This window comes from Paraburkholderia sp. (assembly GCF_035501035.1).
Taxonomy (GTDB): Bacteria; Pseudomonadota; Gammaproteobacteria; order Burkholderiales; family Burkholderiaceae; genus Paraburkholderia.
In genome coordinates this window covers 20,176-36,475 of record NZ_DATJWR010000421.1, presented here as the reverse complement: position 1 = coordinate 36,475, position 16,300 = coordinate 20,176, and the positions used below count along the sequence as shown (strand labels likewise).

At 60.9% G+C, this 16,300-nt stretch carries 17 protein-coding genes; 2 read left to right on the top strand and 15 right to left on the bottom strand.

Annotated elements, in window-relative coordinates; all coding sequences use genetic code 11:
* Nucleotides 1-480 precede the first annotated feature (480 nt).
* The 10 genes from VMJ11_RS30175 to VMJ11_RS30130 all read right to left on the bottom strand — a co-directional run bounded on the left by VMJ11_RS30175 (nucleotide 481) and on the right by VMJ11_RS30130 (nucleotide 9,049).
* Nucleotides 481-1,437 carry a tripartite tricarboxylate transporter substrate binding protein gene (locus tag VMJ11_RS30175; protein WP_325624492.1) on the bottom strand — a complete coding sequence of 319 codons (957 nt, stop codon included), beginning with the start codon at nucleotides 1,435-1,437 and terminating at the stop codon, nucleotides 481-483.
* Between the two features lie 138 nt (nucleotides 1,438-1,575).
* Nucleotides 1,576-3,306, bottom strand: coding sequence for an L-aspartate oxidase (locus VMJ11_RS30170; RefSeq protein ID WP_325624491.1), 1,731 nt, complete (start codon nucleotides 3,304-3,306; stop codon nucleotides 1,576-1,578).
* Nucleotides 3,303-3,917: a fumarate hydratase C-terminal domain-containing protein gene (locus VMJ11_RS30165; RefSeq protein ID WP_325624489.1), complete on the bottom strand. Its 615-nt coding sequence runs from the start codon at nucleotides 3,915-3,917 to the stop codon at nucleotides 3,303-3,305. The genes VMJ11_RS30170 and VMJ11_RS30165 overlap by 4 nt, the downstream gene beginning before the upstream one ends.
* Nucleotide 3,918: 1 nt before the next feature.
* Entirely contained in the window at nucleotides 3,919-4,794 is an 876-nt protein-coding gene (locus VMJ11_RS30160) for a fumarate hydratase (RefSeq protein ID WP_325624488.1), read from the bottom strand.
* Between the two features lie 59 nt (nucleotides 4,795-4,853).
* Nucleotides 4,854-5,207 (bottom strand): succinate dehydrogenase, cytochrome b556 subunit, encoded by a 354-nt coding sequence (gene sdhC, locus VMJ11_RS30155; RefSeq protein WP_325624486.1) that lies wholly within the window; start codon nucleotides 5,205-5,207, stop codon nucleotides 4,854-4,856.
* Nucleotides 5,207-5,554, bottom strand: a complete 348-nt coding sequence (locus VMJ11_RS30150; RefSeq protein WP_325624484.1) for a succinate dehydrogenase — start codon at nucleotides 5,552-5,554, stop codon at nucleotides 5,207-5,209. The genes sdhC and VMJ11_RS30150 overlap by 1 nt, the downstream gene beginning before the upstream one ends.
* On the bottom strand, nucleotides 5,554-6,270 hold the full coding sequence (locus VMJ11_RS30145) for a succinate dehydrogenase/fumarate reductase iron-sulfur subunit (protein ID WP_325624482.1): 717 nt from the start codon (nucleotides 6,268-6,270) through the stop codon (nucleotides 5,554-5,556). Before VMJ11_RS30145 ends, VMJ11_RS30150 begins: the two co-directional genes overlap by 1 nt.
* 115 nt (nucleotides 6,271-6,385) lie before the next feature.
* Nucleotides 6,386-7,660 (bottom strand): C4-dicarboxylate transporter DctA, encoded by a 1,275-nt coding sequence (gene dctA / locus VMJ11_RS30140; protein WP_325624481.1) that lies wholly within the window; start codon nucleotides 7,658-7,660, stop codon nucleotides 6,386-6,388.
* Between the two features lie 207 nt (nucleotides 7,661-7,867).
* Complete coding sequence (locus VMJ11_RS30135) at nucleotides 7,868-8,149, bottom strand: UxaA family hydrolase (protein WP_325624479.1); 282 nt, start codon at nucleotides 8,147-8,149, stop codon at nucleotides 7,868-7,870.
* A gap of 120 nt (nucleotides 8,150-8,269) precedes the next feature.
* Nucleotides 8,270-9,049 (bottom strand): sulfite exporter TauE/SafE family protein, encoded by a 780-nt coding sequence (locus VMJ11_RS30130; protein ID WP_325624478.1) that lies wholly within the window; start codon nucleotides 9,047-9,049, stop codon nucleotides 8,270-8,272.
* 150 nt (nucleotides 9,050-9,199) lie between these two features.
* Here VMJ11_RS30130 and VMJ11_RS30125 point away from each other — a divergent pair, with 150 nt between their 5' ends.
* The gene (locus tag VMJ11_RS30125; protein WP_325624476.1) at nucleotides 9,200-10,147 is read left to right on the top strand and encodes a LysR family transcriptional regulator; all 948 of its coding nucleotides are present in this window, start codon (nucleotides 9,200-9,202) and stop codon (nucleotides 10,145-10,147) included.
* Between the two features lie 33 nt (nucleotides 10,148-10,180).
* Here the strand turns inward: VMJ11_RS30125 and VMJ11_RS30120 are convergent, their stop codons facing one another.
* From VMJ11_RS30120 to VMJ11_RS30100, 5 genes are all read right to left on the bottom strand, one after another.
* Entirely contained in the window at nucleotides 10,181-11,182 is a 1,002-nt protein-coding gene (locus VMJ11_RS30120) for an Ldh family oxidoreductase (RefSeq protein WP_325624474.1), read from the bottom strand.
* Nucleotides 11,160-12,158, bottom strand: a complete 999-nt coding sequence (locus VMJ11_RS30115; protein WP_325624473.1) for a hydroxyacid dehydrogenase — start codon at nucleotides 12,156-12,158, stop codon at nucleotides 11,160-11,162. Before VMJ11_RS30115 ends, VMJ11_RS30120 begins: the two co-directional genes overlap by 23 nt.
* Nucleotides 12,155-13,498, bottom strand: coding sequence for a C4-dicarboxylate transporter DctA (dctA, locus tag VMJ11_RS30110; RefSeq protein WP_414694510.1), 1,344 nt, complete (start codon nucleotides 13,496-13,498; stop codon nucleotides 12,155-12,157). The genes VMJ11_RS30115 and dctA (VMJ11_RS30110) overlap by 4 nt, the downstream gene beginning before the upstream one ends.
* A gap of 173 nt (nucleotides 13,499-13,671) precedes the next feature.
* A complete protein-coding gene (locus tag VMJ11_RS30105; protein WP_325624472.1) occupies nucleotides 13,672-14,847 on the bottom strand; it encodes a UxaA family hydrolase in 1,176 nt (391 codons plus the stop codon).
* A gap of 86 nt (nucleotides 14,848-14,933) precedes the next feature.
* Entirely contained in the window at nucleotides 14,934-15,284 is a 351-nt protein-coding gene (locus VMJ11_RS30100; protein WP_414694508.1) for a UxaA family hydrolase, read from the bottom strand.
* Nucleotides 15,285-15,450: 166 nt separating this feature from the next.
* On the opposite strand from VMJ11_RS30100, the gene VMJ11_RS30095 reads away from it, so the two are divergent.
* Nucleotides 15,451-16,236 carry a GntR family transcriptional regulator gene (locus VMJ11_RS30095; RefSeq protein WP_325624470.1) on the top strand — a complete coding sequence of 262 codons (786 nt, stop codon included), beginning with the start codon at nucleotides 15,451-15,453 and terminating at the stop codon, nucleotides 16,234-16,236.
* Nucleotides 16,237-16,300 lie beyond the last annotated feature (64 nt).

Genomic DNA, 16,300 nt, shown 5'->3' with positions numbered 1-16,300 from the left:
AATCGAAAGCCTCACACCGCTTGACACATTCAACACCGAATTGCTGCAGCGCTAAAATTGCTCCTCGCGTTGCACGCCGACTTCAGTAAGCTCAAAGCGATTGTCGATCGTCGACTGATCGATTGCCAACTCCCCCGGTTCTCGCCGTGACCCTCGATCCTGCGCGGGCCGGGCGGTTCTCCCGCTCCGCGCAGCGCCGGGTCCCACTGAAAGGCGTTGATTACACGAGGCTACCTACTTGCGGACCTTCAGCGATACCGCAGGCCTCTTGAGGCGCAGCTGTTAGGCGGCTGGACGCGCGCGAAGTTTTCCCTCGTGAAAGCACGGGCGTTAGATCTGCAAAGTAAAAGCCCGCCAGATCGGATATCGGGCGGGCTCAACAAGAACAGAAATTTAGGTTAGTGCTACGACAATCAGCCGACTTACGAGAGCACCACGCTACCTGCCAATGACAGGTTTGACTCGCCACCGAAATCCAGTTCAGTTCGCACTAATGTGGCTCTCGCTCACAACCTTTTGCCATTTCGCCGATTCGCTCGCAATCCTGCTCTGAAGTTGCTGTGGCGTATCACCCACGGTGTCCATGCCAAGCACATCCAGGCGCTTACGAATGTCAGGCTGGGCGAGTACCTTTACAGTATCCTGCTGAATCTTGTTGATGACATTCGCAGGCGTGCCCGCGGGCGCCACGAGCGCAAACCAGCCCGTCACATTGAAACCCGGCAGGCCGGCTTCGCTCACAGTCGGAATGTCGGGCCACGCACCCGAACGATGGTCACCGGTCACGGCGAGCACCTTTATCGTCTTTCCCTTCATGAAAGGCATGGCTGCAGCGATGTTGGGCAACACGACCTGCACGCGGTCCGCCATCAGATCGTTCAAAGCAAGCACCTCGCCCTTATACGGCACGTGGACCATCGGAATGCCCGCCGCGCCCGCGAAGGCCTCGTCGGCCATATGCACCTGGCTTCCGATGCCGGCCGAACCGAAATTGAGCTTGGGATGCTGAGTCTTCCCATACGCAATCAGTTCCTTCACGTTCGATATGGGCAGCGAGGGCGCAACGGCCACGACCATCGGATTACTTGCAACCGTCGTGATGAAGCTGAAGTCCTTGCTCGAATAGGGAAGGTTCTTATAGATGAACTGGTTGACGGTGAACATGCTCCCCGACGCCAGCATCAACGTGTAACCGTCCGGCGCCGACTTCGCCTCCACCTCAGCCCCAATCATGCCGCCTGCGCCGGGGCGGTTGTCGACTACCACGGACTGCTTCCATAGCGTCCCCAGCCCCTGGCCGATCGTGCGCGCCAGCACATCGGTCGAGCCGCCTGCCGAGAAAGGAACGATGATCCGGATCGGTTGAGCAGGCCAGGCGTCTTCTGCGTAAGCGAACGACTGCGTTTGCAAAACAACCGAGGCGGCGGCAGCGAGCATGAGAGCACGCCGCATCCTGCGAACGAGAGTGTGGGGCATTGCGTTGTCTCCATTTGAAATATCGGCGGGTTGCCGTCGGCACAATTCAAGGCGGGAGGCAAAGCAATGCCCGGGAATGTGCCTGCCTTTCAGCGCGAGTCACTCTGTCAAATGCTCGCAAAGAATCGTCTCTCCCGGCCGCACGCGGCTGAACGTCACCGGTTCCTGCTTTATCTGAATCTCCCCGGCAACTCGTCGAATGGTCGTGTAAGCAGATACCGCGAGATCGCCTGCCCCCGGATAATCCTCTCGGAAATGCGCACCGCGGGAATTCTCTCGGGAAATGGCCGCCTCCGTGATGATCTGACTAACGGAGATCAGATTTTTCAGGTTCAACCAATCGTGCCATTGCGCGTTGAACGCACGGTCGCCGTCCGCGACGCCGGTCAGCATCAACTCTTCGTAAAGCGCATTCAGCGTCTGCCGTGCCCTCAGGAGTCCGTCACGATCGCGCATGATGCCGACGTTCGTCCACATGCATTCATAGAGGGACTCCCGAATTTTCTCCAGGCCGTTTCCGTTCCTGGAAAAGGGAAGCTCGGCGTCCTTGATTGCACTTTCGATGGCGAAGGCGTCCGGTTCCCAGTACTGCCCATGCGCTTGCACCCAGGCCGCCATGCTGTCACCAGCGATACCGCCAAACACCGTGGAGTTAGCCACGCCGTTGCCCCCCAGCCGATTCGCACCGTGCACCCCGCCGGTATCCTCGCCGGCGGCGAACAGGCCGCTCAGTTCGGTGCTGCAGTCGGGCCTGAACGTCACGCCTCCCATCATGTAGTGCGCGGTCGGCACCACCTCGACGAGGCCTCCCGCCAGATCGAACCCACAATCCGCACAGCGCTCCACCATGCCCTTGAACTGCTTTCTGACCTTCTCCGGCCCTAGATGCTGCATCTGGATGTACACGCCCCCATTGGGCGACGTCTGGCCAGAGCGCATTTCCGCATAGATGCCGCGCGAAACGATATCGCGCGTTGCGCGCTCGCCGCGCTCATCGTACTTGTGCATGAAGCGCTCTTTCGCGCCATTCAACAACTGCCCGCCCGCTCCACGAAGCCCCTCTTCGAGCACCGTCCCAGTCATGCGCGTGTGGCTACCCGCAAGCAGACCGGTGGGGTGGAACTGCACCATTTCCATGTCCCGAAGCGTGAGGCCCGCGCGCAGCGCCATCGCGAGTCCGTCGCAACTCTTGTCCCCCGATGGCGTGTGGAACTTGTACATCGTGGGGCCGCCGCCCGTTGCGAGCAGGACCGCCCTCGCCTGTACGAAAGCGAACTTACCCGTGCGCATGTCGATCATCAGGACACCTGCAATGTGCTTGCCATCGCCTGTCTTGACCAGCTCGATTGCTCGGTGTTCCTCGAGTCGATCGATACCGCGGCTCCATACCTGCTCCGCCAACCGGTTGATGATCTCGATTCCGGTCAGGTCGCCTTTGTGGACGGTCCTGTCGAAAGTCTGGCCCGCGAACGCCTTTTGATGAATCGACCCGTCCGGGTTGCGGTCGAAGAAACAGCCCAGCTCGTTTTCCAGTTCCCGCACACGCTCTACCGCCGTGCTCACGAGCGTCCACGCAAGGTCCTGGTTCGAAAGCCACTTGCTTCCTTCGATCGTGTCCATGAAGTGACGCTCGACCGAATCGCCCGGCGCGAGCGCGACGTTGTAGCCGCCCTGCACCATGCGCGTACAGCCGCATTTTCCGAGCAGCCCTTTCACCGCAACGGTGATCGAGAGATCCGGTGCATGCTTGTGCGCATGAAGCGCGGCAAAGAGACCGGCGCCACCTGAACCCAGAATCAGGATATCCGTCTTGACGCGCTCGATATTCATTTCGCCTCCACGCCGAGACTCGCCAGCACTTGCGCTCGCCGTGCAGCGGTGTCACCCTTCACTTCCTCATACAGGCTGCCACCGTGGCTGTCCATCGCCACGAGCAAGGGACCGAAGTTCCTGATCTTGAACCGCCAGAGCGACTCCGGATTGAGATCGTCCAGATCGACGGCTTCGATCTTCTCGATCCATGTTGTCTCCAGCGCGGCCGTCCCACCGATGATCGCAAGATAAACCCCGCCCAGGTCGCGAAACGCCGACTTCGATCCCTCGCGCAATCCGCCTTTTCCCACGATCATTCGCACACCGTACTGTTCCATCAGCGGACGGGTGAATCGCTCCATGCGATCCGACGTGGTCGTACCGATGCAGACCGGTTGATAGCCGGCGGGAAATTCCTCGCTCGGCGCAACCTTGCGCACGTTAGGCGCAGTGTGAATGACTGCATGCCCACGAAGATCGAAGTCCGTCGTGCGCCCTTTGTCGAACAAGTGGATCTGCGTCGCATCGCGAATGCCGAAGAGCGTCTGATGCAGCGTCACCGTGTCGTTGACCCGCAGCTTGCGGATCTGCGACTCGTCAACAGGCGTATAGAGGTCGTAGTGAGCCATTTTAGAATCCGTAAGTGATGCCTTCCGTGGTCAGCACAGCCTTCGCGCGCCGCGCGGAGTGGCACTGCATGTTGACCGCTATGGGATTCATCGTGATGTGCGTCGAAGCCAGTTCGATATGGACCGCAAAGGCCGTGCTATCGCCCCCCAGGCCCTGGGGGCCGATGCCAAGCCGATTCACCGCCGCGGAAAGCTCCGCTTCGAGCGCGGCGCCCTCAGGGTCGGCACAGGCGGTGCCCAGCGCACGCGTCGCGGCACGCTTGGCCAGCGCGATGGAGAGATCGGAAGTGCCGCCAAGGCCGACGCCGACGATGGTCGGCGGACACGTCTTCCCACCCGCGGAAATGACACAGTCGACAACAAACGTCTTGATCGCGTCGATACCCTCGGCTGGTACGGCCATCTTCAGGAATGAATTGTTTTCCGAACCGCTTCCCTTTGGCACCATCTCGATGGTTGCCGTTTCCTTGTGGTCAGTGAAGTCGATGTGAATGACGGGCACTTCGATACCGCAGGAAGTATGGTTATTCTTGCGCGTGAGCGGATGCACGACCGAAGAACGCAATGGATGCTCTCTCGTGGCACGCTCACACCCTTTGCGTATGGCCGCCTTGAGTTCATACCCATCGAATTCGACATTCCGGCCGAGCGTCACGTTGTAAATGGGAATTCCGGTGTCCTGACAAAGGAGATTCTCCGTATCCTCTGCAACGCGGATGTTGGTGCGCATCGTCTCCAGCACCCGTTGAGCGATGGGCGACGTTTCCGTACCGGAAAGCCTATCGATGCCGTTCTTCACATCGGGAGGGAGCAGTTTGAGCGCACGGATATACAGTTCTTTCGAGGCTTCCTCGACGACGTCAAGGTCAAGTTTCATGGTCGTCTCTTCCTGAACGATGAAATGTTTATGCGGTTTCCGGCTGGCGTTGAGCGGCACTAATGTATGAGCGCCAGCAGGAACGCGAGGCCCGTACAGGTGCTCGCACCCAGCCCGTACGCAAGCCAGTTTTTCCTCAAGCCCGCCCAGGGAAGGAACTCGATCAGCAGAAGGCGAATTCCTCCCATCATGTGAAGCGACAGCAGAACCACGAGTCCCCATTCGCCGAACTTGAAGAGCGGGTGGTCCGTCGCGCGAAGAAAGCCGTCGAGGGAAGCCTCTCCCGCAATGGCGTGCCCAAGTGCCCAGAAGTGAACCGGCAGGAAAAGAGCCAGCGCCAGACCCGAGAGGCGATGCACCAGAAATGCCCAATACGCGGGATGCGTGCGGGCGCGATAGTCGTTCTTTCTCATCACAGGACGACTCCATAAACCGCGCGCAGACCCATTAGCGTGAGGCCTGCGGAAATGGCGAAGCTCGCGCTCACCGCGGATCTGCCACGCCAGTGCAGCCATTCCTGCGCAACCCGTAGCAAGCCGATAGGCACGTGTACCGCACACGCAATCACGAACACCGTATAGAAGGCCCCAAACAGCAGATTGCCGTGCGTGCGCCCGAGGATGGCCGAAGCGCTCAAGCCGCTATGAACCGCGTAGATGATGATGCCCAGATGCACGAACACGCAGAGCGCGAGCACCGTCGCACTCATGCGCTGCCAATACCAGAGGCGAGCCTGCGTAGCGAGAGACATGGATTGCATTACAGGTCTCCTTCAAGCGCGGCTTTCATCGTCATGCGCTTGAGGCCGGCAATGCCCGCGGTGGGCGAGAGATGCTTCGGACACCGTTCGGTACAAGTGGCCTGCGTGTGACACGAGTGGCAGCCCGCATCGCCGGCGACCGCCCGCAGGCGTTCGATTCGCTGCATATCCCGCTCGTCGTTGACGAGCGTCCATGCCCGGTTCAGCGCGGCCGGGCCCAGATAGTCCGGCCGCCACGTCACGACATCGCACGACGAGTAACACACCCCACACCCAATGCATTCGATACCTGCATCGGCCGCCTTTCGCTGCACACTCTCGGGACTTACCTTTGCGAAGTCTTCATGGCGCGTGCGGCTGCCTGAAAATTGGCCCTTTGCCCGGCTCCACTTTTCAAAGAACGCGCTCATGTCGGTCACGAGGTCCTTGATCACCGGAAGATTCGACAAGGGCGCGACCTCCAGTTCGTTGTTTATCGCGACTTTCGAAACGTGCGTGCGGCATGTCCAGCGGGCCTTCCCATTGACGTTCATCGCACACGATCCGCACATCCCCACGCGACAAGCAAAGCGATACGCCAGATCGGGCTGCATTTGCCTCTGGATGAACGTCACGACATCCAGCACCGTCTGGCTTTCGTGGCGCGGCACATCATAGGTGACGAGCCCCTTGGCACCACTTCTCCAGACCTTTACACGAAGTTTTTCGGTATTCACAATGCCTCTCGAATAGCTGCTGACGCAGTACGGTTGAACGGGTTGCGTCCTTTAATTGTTCTGCAATTCTTCGACAAGGAAAATCGAATAATTCTGGCGTTGAGGCAAAGTATTGCTATGCCTCGCCTCGCACTCGCGTCAGCTTCAGCACAGTGGCCATTCGAACGTTGTCGCGCTCGTTCTCGAGCCCCGAAACAACGAGCGTTGCGACCGCGTTGCCTATCATGTTCGTGACGGCACGGACCTCGGAGATGAAGCGGTCCACGCCAAGAATGAGCGCCGCGCCCTCAATCGGTATCTGCTTGAATGCAGTAAGCGTGGCGAGAAGCGTGACGAATCCAGCCCCCGATACGCCGGCCGCGCCTTTCGAGCTGATCATCGAGAGCACCATCAGCGCTATCTGATCGCCCCATGTCAGCGGTATGTTGTACGCCTGGGCGATGAACATCGCGCAGATCACCTGGGCGACACAGGTCCCGTCGAGGTTGAAGGAATAGCCCATTGGCATCACGATACCCACGACCTGCTTTGGGCATCCCATGCCCTCGAGTTTGCGGATCAACTGAGGAAAAACGGACTCGGACGAAGTGGTGGCCAGCACGAGAAGAATTTCTCCCTTCAAATGACCGAGCAATCGCAGCAGGCTGAAGCCGCTCATGCGGCAGATCGTTCCCAGCACGACCACAAGGAAGAAAATCGTTGCGAGGTAGACCGTAACGAGCAGCATGCCCAGCGAATTCAACGCAGAAAGTCCATATTTCCCGACCGCGAATCCCATGGCGCCCAATGCGCCGAGCGGGGCAAGCTTCATGATGAAACCGACGATCTTGAAGAGCACCTCGGAAATCGCATCGAAGAACGTCAAGATCGGCTGCCCCTTGTCGCCGATGTACGACAACCCAACGGCGAAGAGACAGGCAACGACGACGATCTGCAGCATGTCGCCCGAGGCGAAGGGACTCAGGAAGCTCGACGGGATGATGTTCAGCAGGAAGCCCGTGAGCCCTCCTCCGTGGTGTATTTCCGTTTGATATTGCGCCAACGCGTGAACGTCGGCGGTGCCGGGCTGGATATTCATTCCGACGCCAGGCCCTATCAGGTTGACCATCAACATCCCGATCAGCAGGGCCAGCGTGGTGACCACTTCGAAATAGATGAAGGTCTTGCCGGCGATCCGGCCCAACGTGCGCATTTCGCCGATCTGAGAGGCACCGCACACGATCGTGGTGAAGATCAACGGCGGCGTAATCATCTTGATCAGTCGAATGAAGGCGTCAGATAGCGGCTTCAGCGACTGGGCAAACGTGGGGAAAAAGTGGCCAACAACGATCCCGACCAGGATGGCGATCAAGACCTGGACGTAGATGTGCCTGCAAAAGCGACGCAACATGGTGTCTCCTTGGTCTCACCCGGCTTCGCATGCATGCGGCTCGTGTGAGATAGATGCCGGGCCGTGCGGATCGACACGCTGACCAGTTGTAGCTACGACCTCGCGATCGCCTCTTTCGGGCGAATGGTTCGAGGCCGTCTCGTGCGCTGGATGCTGCTTGACGAACGTGCGAAGGCGCGGCGCAGATCAAGCGCTTGCATTACGCGCCTACCAGCGCTTCGTCTTGACGTTGTGAACGTGAGCGTGCTCGCCCGCCTTGATGGGCGCCACCACCTGACCGATGTCGATGCCATACTTGTAGACGGTGTCGCCTACCGCCATGTCCTTGAGCGCCACCTTGTGACCGATTGGAATCTCCTGCCGCGCAACGATCGTCACAAGCTTGTCGTCGTCCATGATCCAGGCATTCAACTCGACGCCCGCCTTGATTCCCTCCACCACGGCAACGCCAACCGTGTCTTCGCTCTCGTGCAGAACCGCGTGAATCATCGTCTACTCCCGGTCTAGATCAAACTGAACTGGATTCGGAATTAAATTCTACGTCCCATCTGAAGCATCGGTAAAAAGCGGAAATTTCTAGCATTCAATCAATCGCTTCAACGACCAAAATTACCGCACTGACCGCACGATCAAATTGGCAGCCGCGATAATCAGCACGAACCACAACAGCGACAGAACACGCGCTGCCGAAATGACGCTACGCAGACGCGCCCCGGCAAAGAGGCCGATCGCCCCGCAAGGCAACAGAAAGCCAACCAGAGGAAGGACCGCGGGGTTTGCATATAGCCCGGAAGCGCTGAAGAGTAGCAGCCGCGCAACGGCAGTCGCCGTAATGAGGGCGCTGATCGTTGCGCGCCGCTGGTCGGGGTCCCTCAAGCGACCGGCCAGATAGATCGTATAAACCGGTCCGCCTGTACCAAACACAGCAGTCAGGCATCCACCGAAGAAGCCCAATGGCAGAGCCCAACCTCCGCCGATCTCACGAAACTCGCCTCGAGAGGCCACCCTCCATAACGAATAGGCCAGCAGGCACACGCCAAGCAGCAGTTCCAGAGGCTTTTCCGGCACGGACACCAGCACGCTCACGCCTAGCAGCAGCCCCATGCAGAGCCACGGCCCGAGCCTTTTGAGTTCGCTTGCCTCTACCGCCTGCAGATTGCGCATGCCGACAAGCATGCCGGCGCCGAGATCCAGAACCAGCATCACCGGTGTCGCCGTGCGCAGGGGAACCAGTTGAGTCAGCAACGGTATTGCGACGATGGACGAACCGAAACCGGTCAACCCGTACACCAGATACGCGATCGCGACGACGCCCCCTGCAACCGCGATCGAGCTAATGCCGATTCCGATGGTGGATGCGTCGATTAGCGCGGTCAACCAGGCAGTCATCGATGAAAGGCCTCGAAGCGTCTTTCAGCATTGTTGAGGAGCGGGGACGATGCGCTGACCACACCGTCCCCCGAATTCTGGCCGCATTGCTGCGTCCATTGTCCCGCATGGCGTCATAAAGAAAAACGCAGTAATGGTTTTCCTGAGACCATGAAACACTTTCGTTTGCGTATCATTTCCGCCATCGAATCGAGCGTGTTTCCTTCGGAAACGCAAGCAATGCCATCCATTCGCACCCTGAAAATATTTCTCTCGGTCGCCCGATGCGGCACCTTTGCAGCCGCCGGAAACAAAGTCGGGCTCACTGCTGCTGCAATCGGGCTCCAGATCCGCACGCTCGAAAGCGATCTCAATGTTCAGCTGTTTGACAGGAATGCAAGAGCCGCCGTGCTGAACCCCGTTGGCCGGGCGCTCATTCCTGAAATCGAGGAAATCGTGCGCCGCTACGAACTCCTCGAGGCTTCCGCCGGCGGCGGTGAAATGTCGGGAACTGTCGTCATTGGCGCGCTCGTCTCCGCCTTGATGGGCGCTTTCGCCGACGCGTTATGGTCAGTCCGCCAACACTATCCTCGCCTCGATGTCCATCTGTTTGCAGGCATGTCCAGCGATTTCGCCCACAAGGTCGAAATCGGCGAACTGGACGCGGCAGTCGTCACGCAATCGCCGCGCCCTTTGGCATCCACCCTGCTGTGGACGCCGCTGTATTCCGAACCGATGATTCTCATCATGCCAACCGCTCCCCACTTCGATTTGCCGGGCGAGCAGCACGAGATCCTCCGCAACGCACCGTTCATGCGCTTCGATCGCAGCACATGGACCGGCCACCTCGTCCAGAATGTGCTCGATCAATGCAAGGTGGAAGTCAACGAGGCCATGGAGCTCAACTCCGTCGAAGCCATCGTCGCGCTGGTACGGCAAGGCTTCGGTATTTCGATTGTTCCGAAACTCGCCAACGTCGACTTCGAGAGCGATCGCGCCATCAGCGTCATGACGCTGGATGGCGTCGACGTGCGGCGCCACGTGGGACTTCTCGAACGCGTCAAGCACAGCCGTATGGCTTTTACCGATGCGATCAAAGGCTACTTCACGACTTCGTGATGCGGTGAGCGGTCCGTGCTTCGCTGCAAGCGCTCACGCGGCCAGCGCCTGCAACTGCGTCAGCAGTGCATCCGGAATTTCGATTCCGTCACGCATGGCTGCATCCGCGAGAGCTTGCCTGCGCTCTCCCGGCAGCCGCACGTCGGGGTCTTCCAGCATGGCCTCGATCAACGCTTCGACGCGCGAGAGATAGGCCTCGCTGCCCGTAAGCGCACCCGGATCGATCGCCCAGAACAGGTGGCCCACTCTCGACTTTTCGCCATCTTCGGTCAAGAAAGAACCCGCCTCATAGCCGAAGTTCGCGCCTGCCAGCGCCGCCGCGAGCAGTTCGACCACCAGCGCGAGCATGGCCCCTTTCGCACCGCCAACCGGCAGCATCATGCCTTCCAGCGCGACCTTCGCATCCGTCGTCGGCTTGCCGTCGCGCGACGTTGCCCAACCCTCGGGAATGGGCTTGCCTTCGCGCGCCGCCACCATGATCTTGCCTCGCGCCACGTTCGACAACGAGAGGTCGATCATCAACGGTTTGCCGTCGCGGCGAGGAAACACGGCCGCCACGGGATTGGTGCCGAAAACGGCATGGCGCCCGCCCCATGCGGGCATCGCGGCAGGCGTGTTGCTGAAGGCAACGCCAACCATTCGCGCGGCGCCAATTGCTTCGAGGTGCCAGGCACCCGCCCCGAGATGATGGCTTCGCTTCACGCTCACCACCGCACTGCCATTTTCCCGCGCGCGGTTGATGAGCGTCTCGATCGCGAGTTCGCAGGCGGGAAACGCCATGCCATCTGCGGCATCGACCAGGACGGCCGCGTTGCGCGACGCGACGATCGCCGGGCTCGCCTTCGGATCGACGCGGCCGTTGCGCAACTGCGCAACATACATCGGCAAACGCGCAACGCCGTGCGAAGACAAACCGCGTTCGTCGGCGTAGACGAGCGCGCGCGCCGTTGCAGTCGCGCTCCATTCTGTGGCGCCCGCGGCGAGCATGGTTCGCGTCGCCAGATTGAAAAGGTCAGCGGATGATATCCGTGCCATGTCGAAGCTCCCTCGTATTCGTAGAGTCGTGTTCGCCTTCCAGCAAGGCGTGCATCACGCGCGAGGCGACCAGTGTACCGACGCGCTCATTCGATTGCACCGTGAGACCCGCGATATGCGGCGTGAGGATCAGATTCGGCGCGCCCGCCAGCGGCGAACCGGCTTTGAGCGGTTCGTCGGCGAACACGTCGAGCGCCGCGCCGCCCAGGCGCCCCTGCTTCAGCGCGCAGGCGAGCGCGCTTTCGTCGACCACGCCGCCGCGCGACGTATTGATGACGACCGCGTGCGGCTTGAGCATCGCCAGTTGCGCGGCACCAAGCAGATTGCGCGTGCTCTCGACGAGCGGCACGTGCACGGTCACGACGTCGGCGGCACGCAGTGCATCGTCGAACGACATGCCTTGCGCGCCCGTCTCCTGCCAGCAGGCGGCATCTGCCGGCACTTGCGGATCGTAACCGGCGACGCGCATGCCGATGCCGCATGCGAGCTGCGCGACGAGCTGCCCAATGCCGCCGAAGCCGATCACGGCCATCGTACCGCCCGCCGCTTCGCGCCCGTTCGACAGCGCCGCGCGCGGCCATTGGCCTTGTGCAACTGCCGCGCTAGACAGGTACGCGCCACGCAATAACATCAACGAGGTTGCGATCACGTACTCGGCAACGGCGCGGGCATTGGCGCCCGTGGCCGGAAATACCCGCACGCCGCGATCCTTGCATGCGCCAAGGGCGATATTGTCGAGACCCACGCCGAGCCTGCCGACCACCTTCACTCGCGGCGCACCGTCGAGCAGCGCGGCCGTGACCTGCGTGCGGTTGCGCACGATCAGCGCATCGGCGTCCGCCAGCGCGTCACGCAGCCGCTCGGGTTCGTCGACGAGCGAAGGATCCGCGCACACGTCGAAATGGCGCTTGAGCGAATCCACTGCCTGCGTGTCCATGAATTCGCTGATGACGATTTTCTTGCGATCGGTCTTCAATGGGAGCGTTCCTGTGCGTAGGCGGGCGGCCGCCGTTCGTTGAGCCCATCGGCCACTTCTTCGGCCCTCTCACCGCTGACCGCCGGCGCGGCGCGCGGCGAGGCCAGCACCCTGCGCGCCGCTTCGGCGTCGAATGCGCCTTCCCAGCGCGCGATCACGATCGTGGCCACCGCGTTGCCGATCATGTTGACGATCGCGCGGATCTCGTTGAGCACACGGTCAATGCCGATGATGAGCGTGATGCCTGCAACGGGAATGATATTGTGCGTCGACAGCGTGGCCGTCAGCGCCACCAGCGCCGCGCCCGCGACGCCCGCGCCGCCCTTCGATGTCAACAGCAGGATTGCCAGCAGGCCGAGTTGTTGCAGCAGCGAGAGGTGCGTGTTGGTGGCCTGCGCGATGAAAAGCGAAGTCATCGTCAGATAGATCGCTGCGCCGTCGAGATTGAACGAATAGCCCGTGGGCAGCACGAGACCGACAACGGGTTTCGGGCAGCCCATACGTTCGAGCTTGTCCATGAGGCGCGGCAGCACCGATTCGGTGGTCGAGGTGCCGAGCACGATGAGCAGTTCTTCGCGCAGATACCTGAGCAGCGGCCACAACCCGACGCCAGCCCAGCGGCAGATCGTGCCGAGCACCAGTACAATGAACAAGATGCTCGTCAGATAGAAGCAGACGATCAGGAGTCCGAGCTGCTGCAGCGTGCCGATGCCGTACTTGCCGACCGTGAACGCCATGGCGCCGAACGCGCCGAGTGGCGCGAGCCGCATGATCATCTCGACGATACGCATGAGCGCCTCGCCGCTTTGCTCGATCACGCGGGAGAGGAAGTGGCTGCGGCGCGACATGATGGACAGCGAAATGCCGAACAGCACCGAAAAAAGCAGCACCTGTAGCAGATTCCCGCGCGCGAACGCACCCACCACGGAGTTCGGCACGATCTCATCGAGGAAGCTCTGCGAAGCCGCCGAGTGCACCTCCGTCACGTAGTGATTGACGGCTTGCGTGTCGAGCGTAGCCGGGTCGATGTTCAAACCGGCGCCCGGCTGCAACACGTTGGCCACGACGAGACCGATCACCAGCGCGAGCGTCGTGACGGCCTCGAAATAGACGATCGTCTTGACGCCGACGCGTCCCACGTGCTTGAGATTCTCCATCCGTGCGATCCCAACCGACACGGTGCAGAAAATCACCAGCGTAATGAGCATTTTGATGAGACGGATGAAGGTATCGCCCAATGGCTTCATCTGCACGCCAAAGTGCGGCCAGCAATAGCCGACGAGAATGCCGGCGGCCAGTCCGATCAGGACTTGCACATAGAGATGTCTGAGCACGCGCAAGGTGGTGTCTCCTCCACTCGCTGCTGCTTGATGAGACAGCTACGCGCACCGTCGTGCGGATTTCTGGAGCCGCACTTGTTCTGCCGGGCTTTCGTCGGTGCGCGTGGCTGTAGCGAAACTGCGTTCGCAAGGCCCGCTGCGTGAGCGGGCTTCCGGGAGCGTTGCGTTCGCGATCAGGCGCTTTCGAACAGGCGCGTGAGCACGAACTCGCGATGCCCCAGCGTTTCAGCCGCCGTCCAGCGGCCGTTCGCCGTCGCCAGCATCGATTCGAGCAGCTTGTCTCCCGCCTGGTCCAGGTTCTGCTCGCGTTGCAGCAGGCCCGAAACGTCCACGTCGATGTGCTCGCTCATCGTTCGCACCGTACGCGGATTCGCGCAAATCTTGATGACCGGAACGATAGGATTGCCGATGACGTTGCCCTGGCCCGTCGGGAAGAAGTGCACGGCGAAGCCCGATGCCGCGCACAGCGTCACCATCTCGGCGGCCGCCGACGATGAGTCCATGAACCACAAGCCCGAATGCGTCGGTTCCTCGGCCTTGTCGAGCACGCCATCCACGCGGCACTTCTTGCCGATCTTCTGGATGTTGCCCAGCGCCTTTTCCTCGATCGTGGTCAGGCCGCCCGCGATGTTTCCTTTCGTCGGTTGGGATTCCGAAAGATCGTCGGTTTTCCAGCGATTGATCATGTCCTGATAGCGGTCGAACATGAACTGGAAGCGCTCGCGCACCTGGTCATTCGCACAACGCGCCGCGACGATCTGCTCCCCGCCCGTCAGCTCCGATGTTTCGCCGAACACCAGCGTCGTGCCCAGCCCATAGAGCTTGTCGAACGCGTTGCCGACCGTCGGGTTCGCACCGCAGCCCGATGTCGTGTCCGACTCGCCGCACTTGGTCGACACCCACAGCTCCGAGATCGCGCACTCTTCGCGCTCGAGCGTCGTCGCCCATTGCACCATTTCCTTCGCTGCCTTCGAGGCGCGCATGATCGTGTCATGGTCACCGTGCAGCTCGATGCCAAAGCCCATCACCGGCTTGCCCGACTTCGCAATGCCGTCCACCACGCGCTTGGTCCAGCCTTCCTCGATGCCGATCACAATCACGCCCGCCACGTTCGGGTTGCAGCCCGCACCGATCAGCGTGCGGAAATGCAGGTCGAGGTCGGCGCCGAACTGCAGCCGGCCGTACGGATGGGGCAGCGCCATCGTGCCCTTGATGTTGTGCTCGACGGCCTGCGCGGCGGCGTTCGAAAGATCATCGACGGGCAGGATGATCACGTGGTTACGCACGCCTACGCGTCCGTTTTGACGGCGATAGCCGCGAAAGGTGGTGCTCTGGTCAACGACGCTCATGGTGTCTCTCTCTGATTGGATCGGGTTCAACAGGCAGATACATTCGCCGCGGGTTCAGCGGCGCGCGGCTCGACGCACCGCGCGGCTTACCAGCGCTTCGTCTTGATGTTGTGAACGTGAGCGTGCTCACCAGCCTTGATGGGCGCCACCACCTTGCCGATATCGACGCCGTACTTGTAGACGGTGTCGCCCACGGCCATGTCCTTGAGCGCCACCTTGTGACCGATCGGGATGTCCTGCTTCGCCGGGACCGTGACGATTTCGTCCTCGTCCATGATCCACGCGTTCAATTGCGTGCCCGCCCGGATGCCCTCGACTACCGCGACACCAACCGTGTCCTTTGCCTCGTGCAGCACGATGTGGATCGTCCTGCGCGCCTGATCGGCATTGGCCGCCGATGAATCAGCCTGCTGTGATGCTTGAGCTGCCTGGCTCATGTGAGTGTCTCCAGTTTCGTTCACGGGGTTCTGGCGCATCGCCATGCTGCGCATCATAGACACCGAACTCATGCATGTCAACCATATCATCTATATGTGTTAAATCACCCGAATGAAGTAAAATCCGCGAAAGGTCGGGAAAGCACCAGGAAGGGAGGACACCAGAATGAATACGTTGAAGAACGGCGCGCCTCAGGCGGGCGTCACGGCGAGCGCACCCGTGATCGGGGGAACGCGATACAAGGAAGTGAAGAACGGGATCCTCGCCGCGCTGTCGGCAAAGGAATGGAAAGGCGGCGAAGCGATACCGTCCGAAAAGCGGCTTTCGGAACGCTTTGGCGTTTCGATCGGCACGCTGCGCAAGGCCATCGACGAACTCGTGGCCGACAACATTCTCGTGCGCCACCAGGGCCTCGGCACGTTCGTCGCGCAACATCAACGCGACCGGTACTTCTTCCGTTTTTTCCGTGTCGTGCGCCAGGACGGCGACAAGACCTACCCTACCGTGAGCCTGGTTTCCTTCACGAAGGCAAAGGCCACGCGCGAAATCGCCGCCATGCTCGGCGTCGAGCCGAACGCCCGGGTCTTCTCGTTCGTCAACCGCCTCGCGTTGCATGGCGAAACGGTCATGATCGACAACATCACGGTTGCCGAGGAGCGCTTTCCGGGATTGACCGAGACCGCGCTGCGCGAGCGCCCCAGCACCCTCTACAACTTCTACCAGGACGCGTTCCACATCAACGTGGTCGGGACGGAAGAGCGATTGCGCGTGGCCACGGCCGACGACATCGAATGTGAACTGCTAGAAGTGCCGCGCGGCACGCCGTTGCTCGAAGTCCGACGCATTGCGTACTCTTATCACCAGGAGCCGGTCGAGGTGCGTATCTCCCACGTGAACACCGCGCGCTACGAATACGTCGGGCCCTCGGCCTCACATGAAGAACCGCTCTGAGCGGGCATGACGCGACGAGAACAGGGCGACACGTCGTCCGATGCAAAGCGCGCGTCAGGGCGCG

Bases quoted from the DNA above. Each gene is read 5' to 3' on its own strand.
- dctA (WP_325624481.1), bottom strand. From the start codon at position 7,660: ATGTTGCGTCGCTTTTGCAGGCACATCTACGTCCAGGTCTTGATCGCC.
- VMJ11_RS30105 (WP_325624472.1), bottom strand. From the start codon at position 14,847: ATGAGCGTCGTTGACCAGAGCACCACCTTTCGCGGCTATCGCCGTCAA.
- VMJ11_RS30125 (WP_325624476.1), top strand. From the start codon at position 9,200: ATGAAACACTTTCGTTTGCGTATCATTTCCGCCATCGAATCGAGCGTG.
- VMJ11_RS30095 (WP_325624470.1), top strand. From the start codon at position 15,451: ATGAATACGTTGAAGAACGGCGCGCCTCAGGCGGGCGTCACGGCGAGC.
- VMJ11_RS30100 (WP_414694508.1), bottom strand. From the start codon at position 15,284: ATGAGCCAGGCAGCTCAAGCATCACAGCAGGCTGATTCATCGGCGGCC.
- VMJ11_RS30120 (WP_325624474.1), bottom strand. From the start codon at position 11,182: ATGGCACGGATATCATCCGCTGACCTTTTCAATCTGGCGACGCGAACC.
- VMJ11_RS30135 (WP_325624479.1), bottom strand. From the start codon at position 8,149: ATGATTCACGCGGTTCTGCACGAGAGCGAAGACACGGTTGGCGTTGCC.
- VMJ11_RS30130 (WP_325624478.1), bottom strand. From the start codon at position 9,049: ATGACTGCCTGGTTGACCGCGCTAATCGACGCATCCACCATCGGAATC.
- VMJ11_RS30150 (WP_325624484.1), bottom strand. From the start codon at position 5,554: ATGCAATCCATGTCTCTCGCTACGCAGGCTCGCCTCTGGTATTGGCAG.
- VMJ11_RS30160 (WP_325624488.1), bottom strand. From the start codon at position 4,794: ATGAAACTTGACCTTGACGTCGTCGAGGAAGCCTCGAAAGAACTGTAT.
- VMJ11_RS30165 (WP_325624489.1), bottom strand. From the start codon at position 3,917: ATGGCTCACTACGACCTCTATACGCCTGTTGACGAGTCGCAGATCCGC.
- sdhC (WP_325624486.1), bottom strand. From the start codon at position 5,207: ATGAGAAAGAACGACTATCGCGCCCGCACGCATCCCGCGTATTGGGCA.
- VMJ11_RS30175 (WP_325624492.1), bottom strand. From the start codon at position 1,437: ATGCTCGCTGCCGCCGCCTCGGTTGTTTTGCAAACGCAGTCGTTCGCT.
- VMJ11_RS30170 (WP_325624491.1), bottom strand. From the start codon at position 3,306: ATGAATATCGAGCGCGTCAAGACGGATATCCTGATTCTGGGTTCAGGT.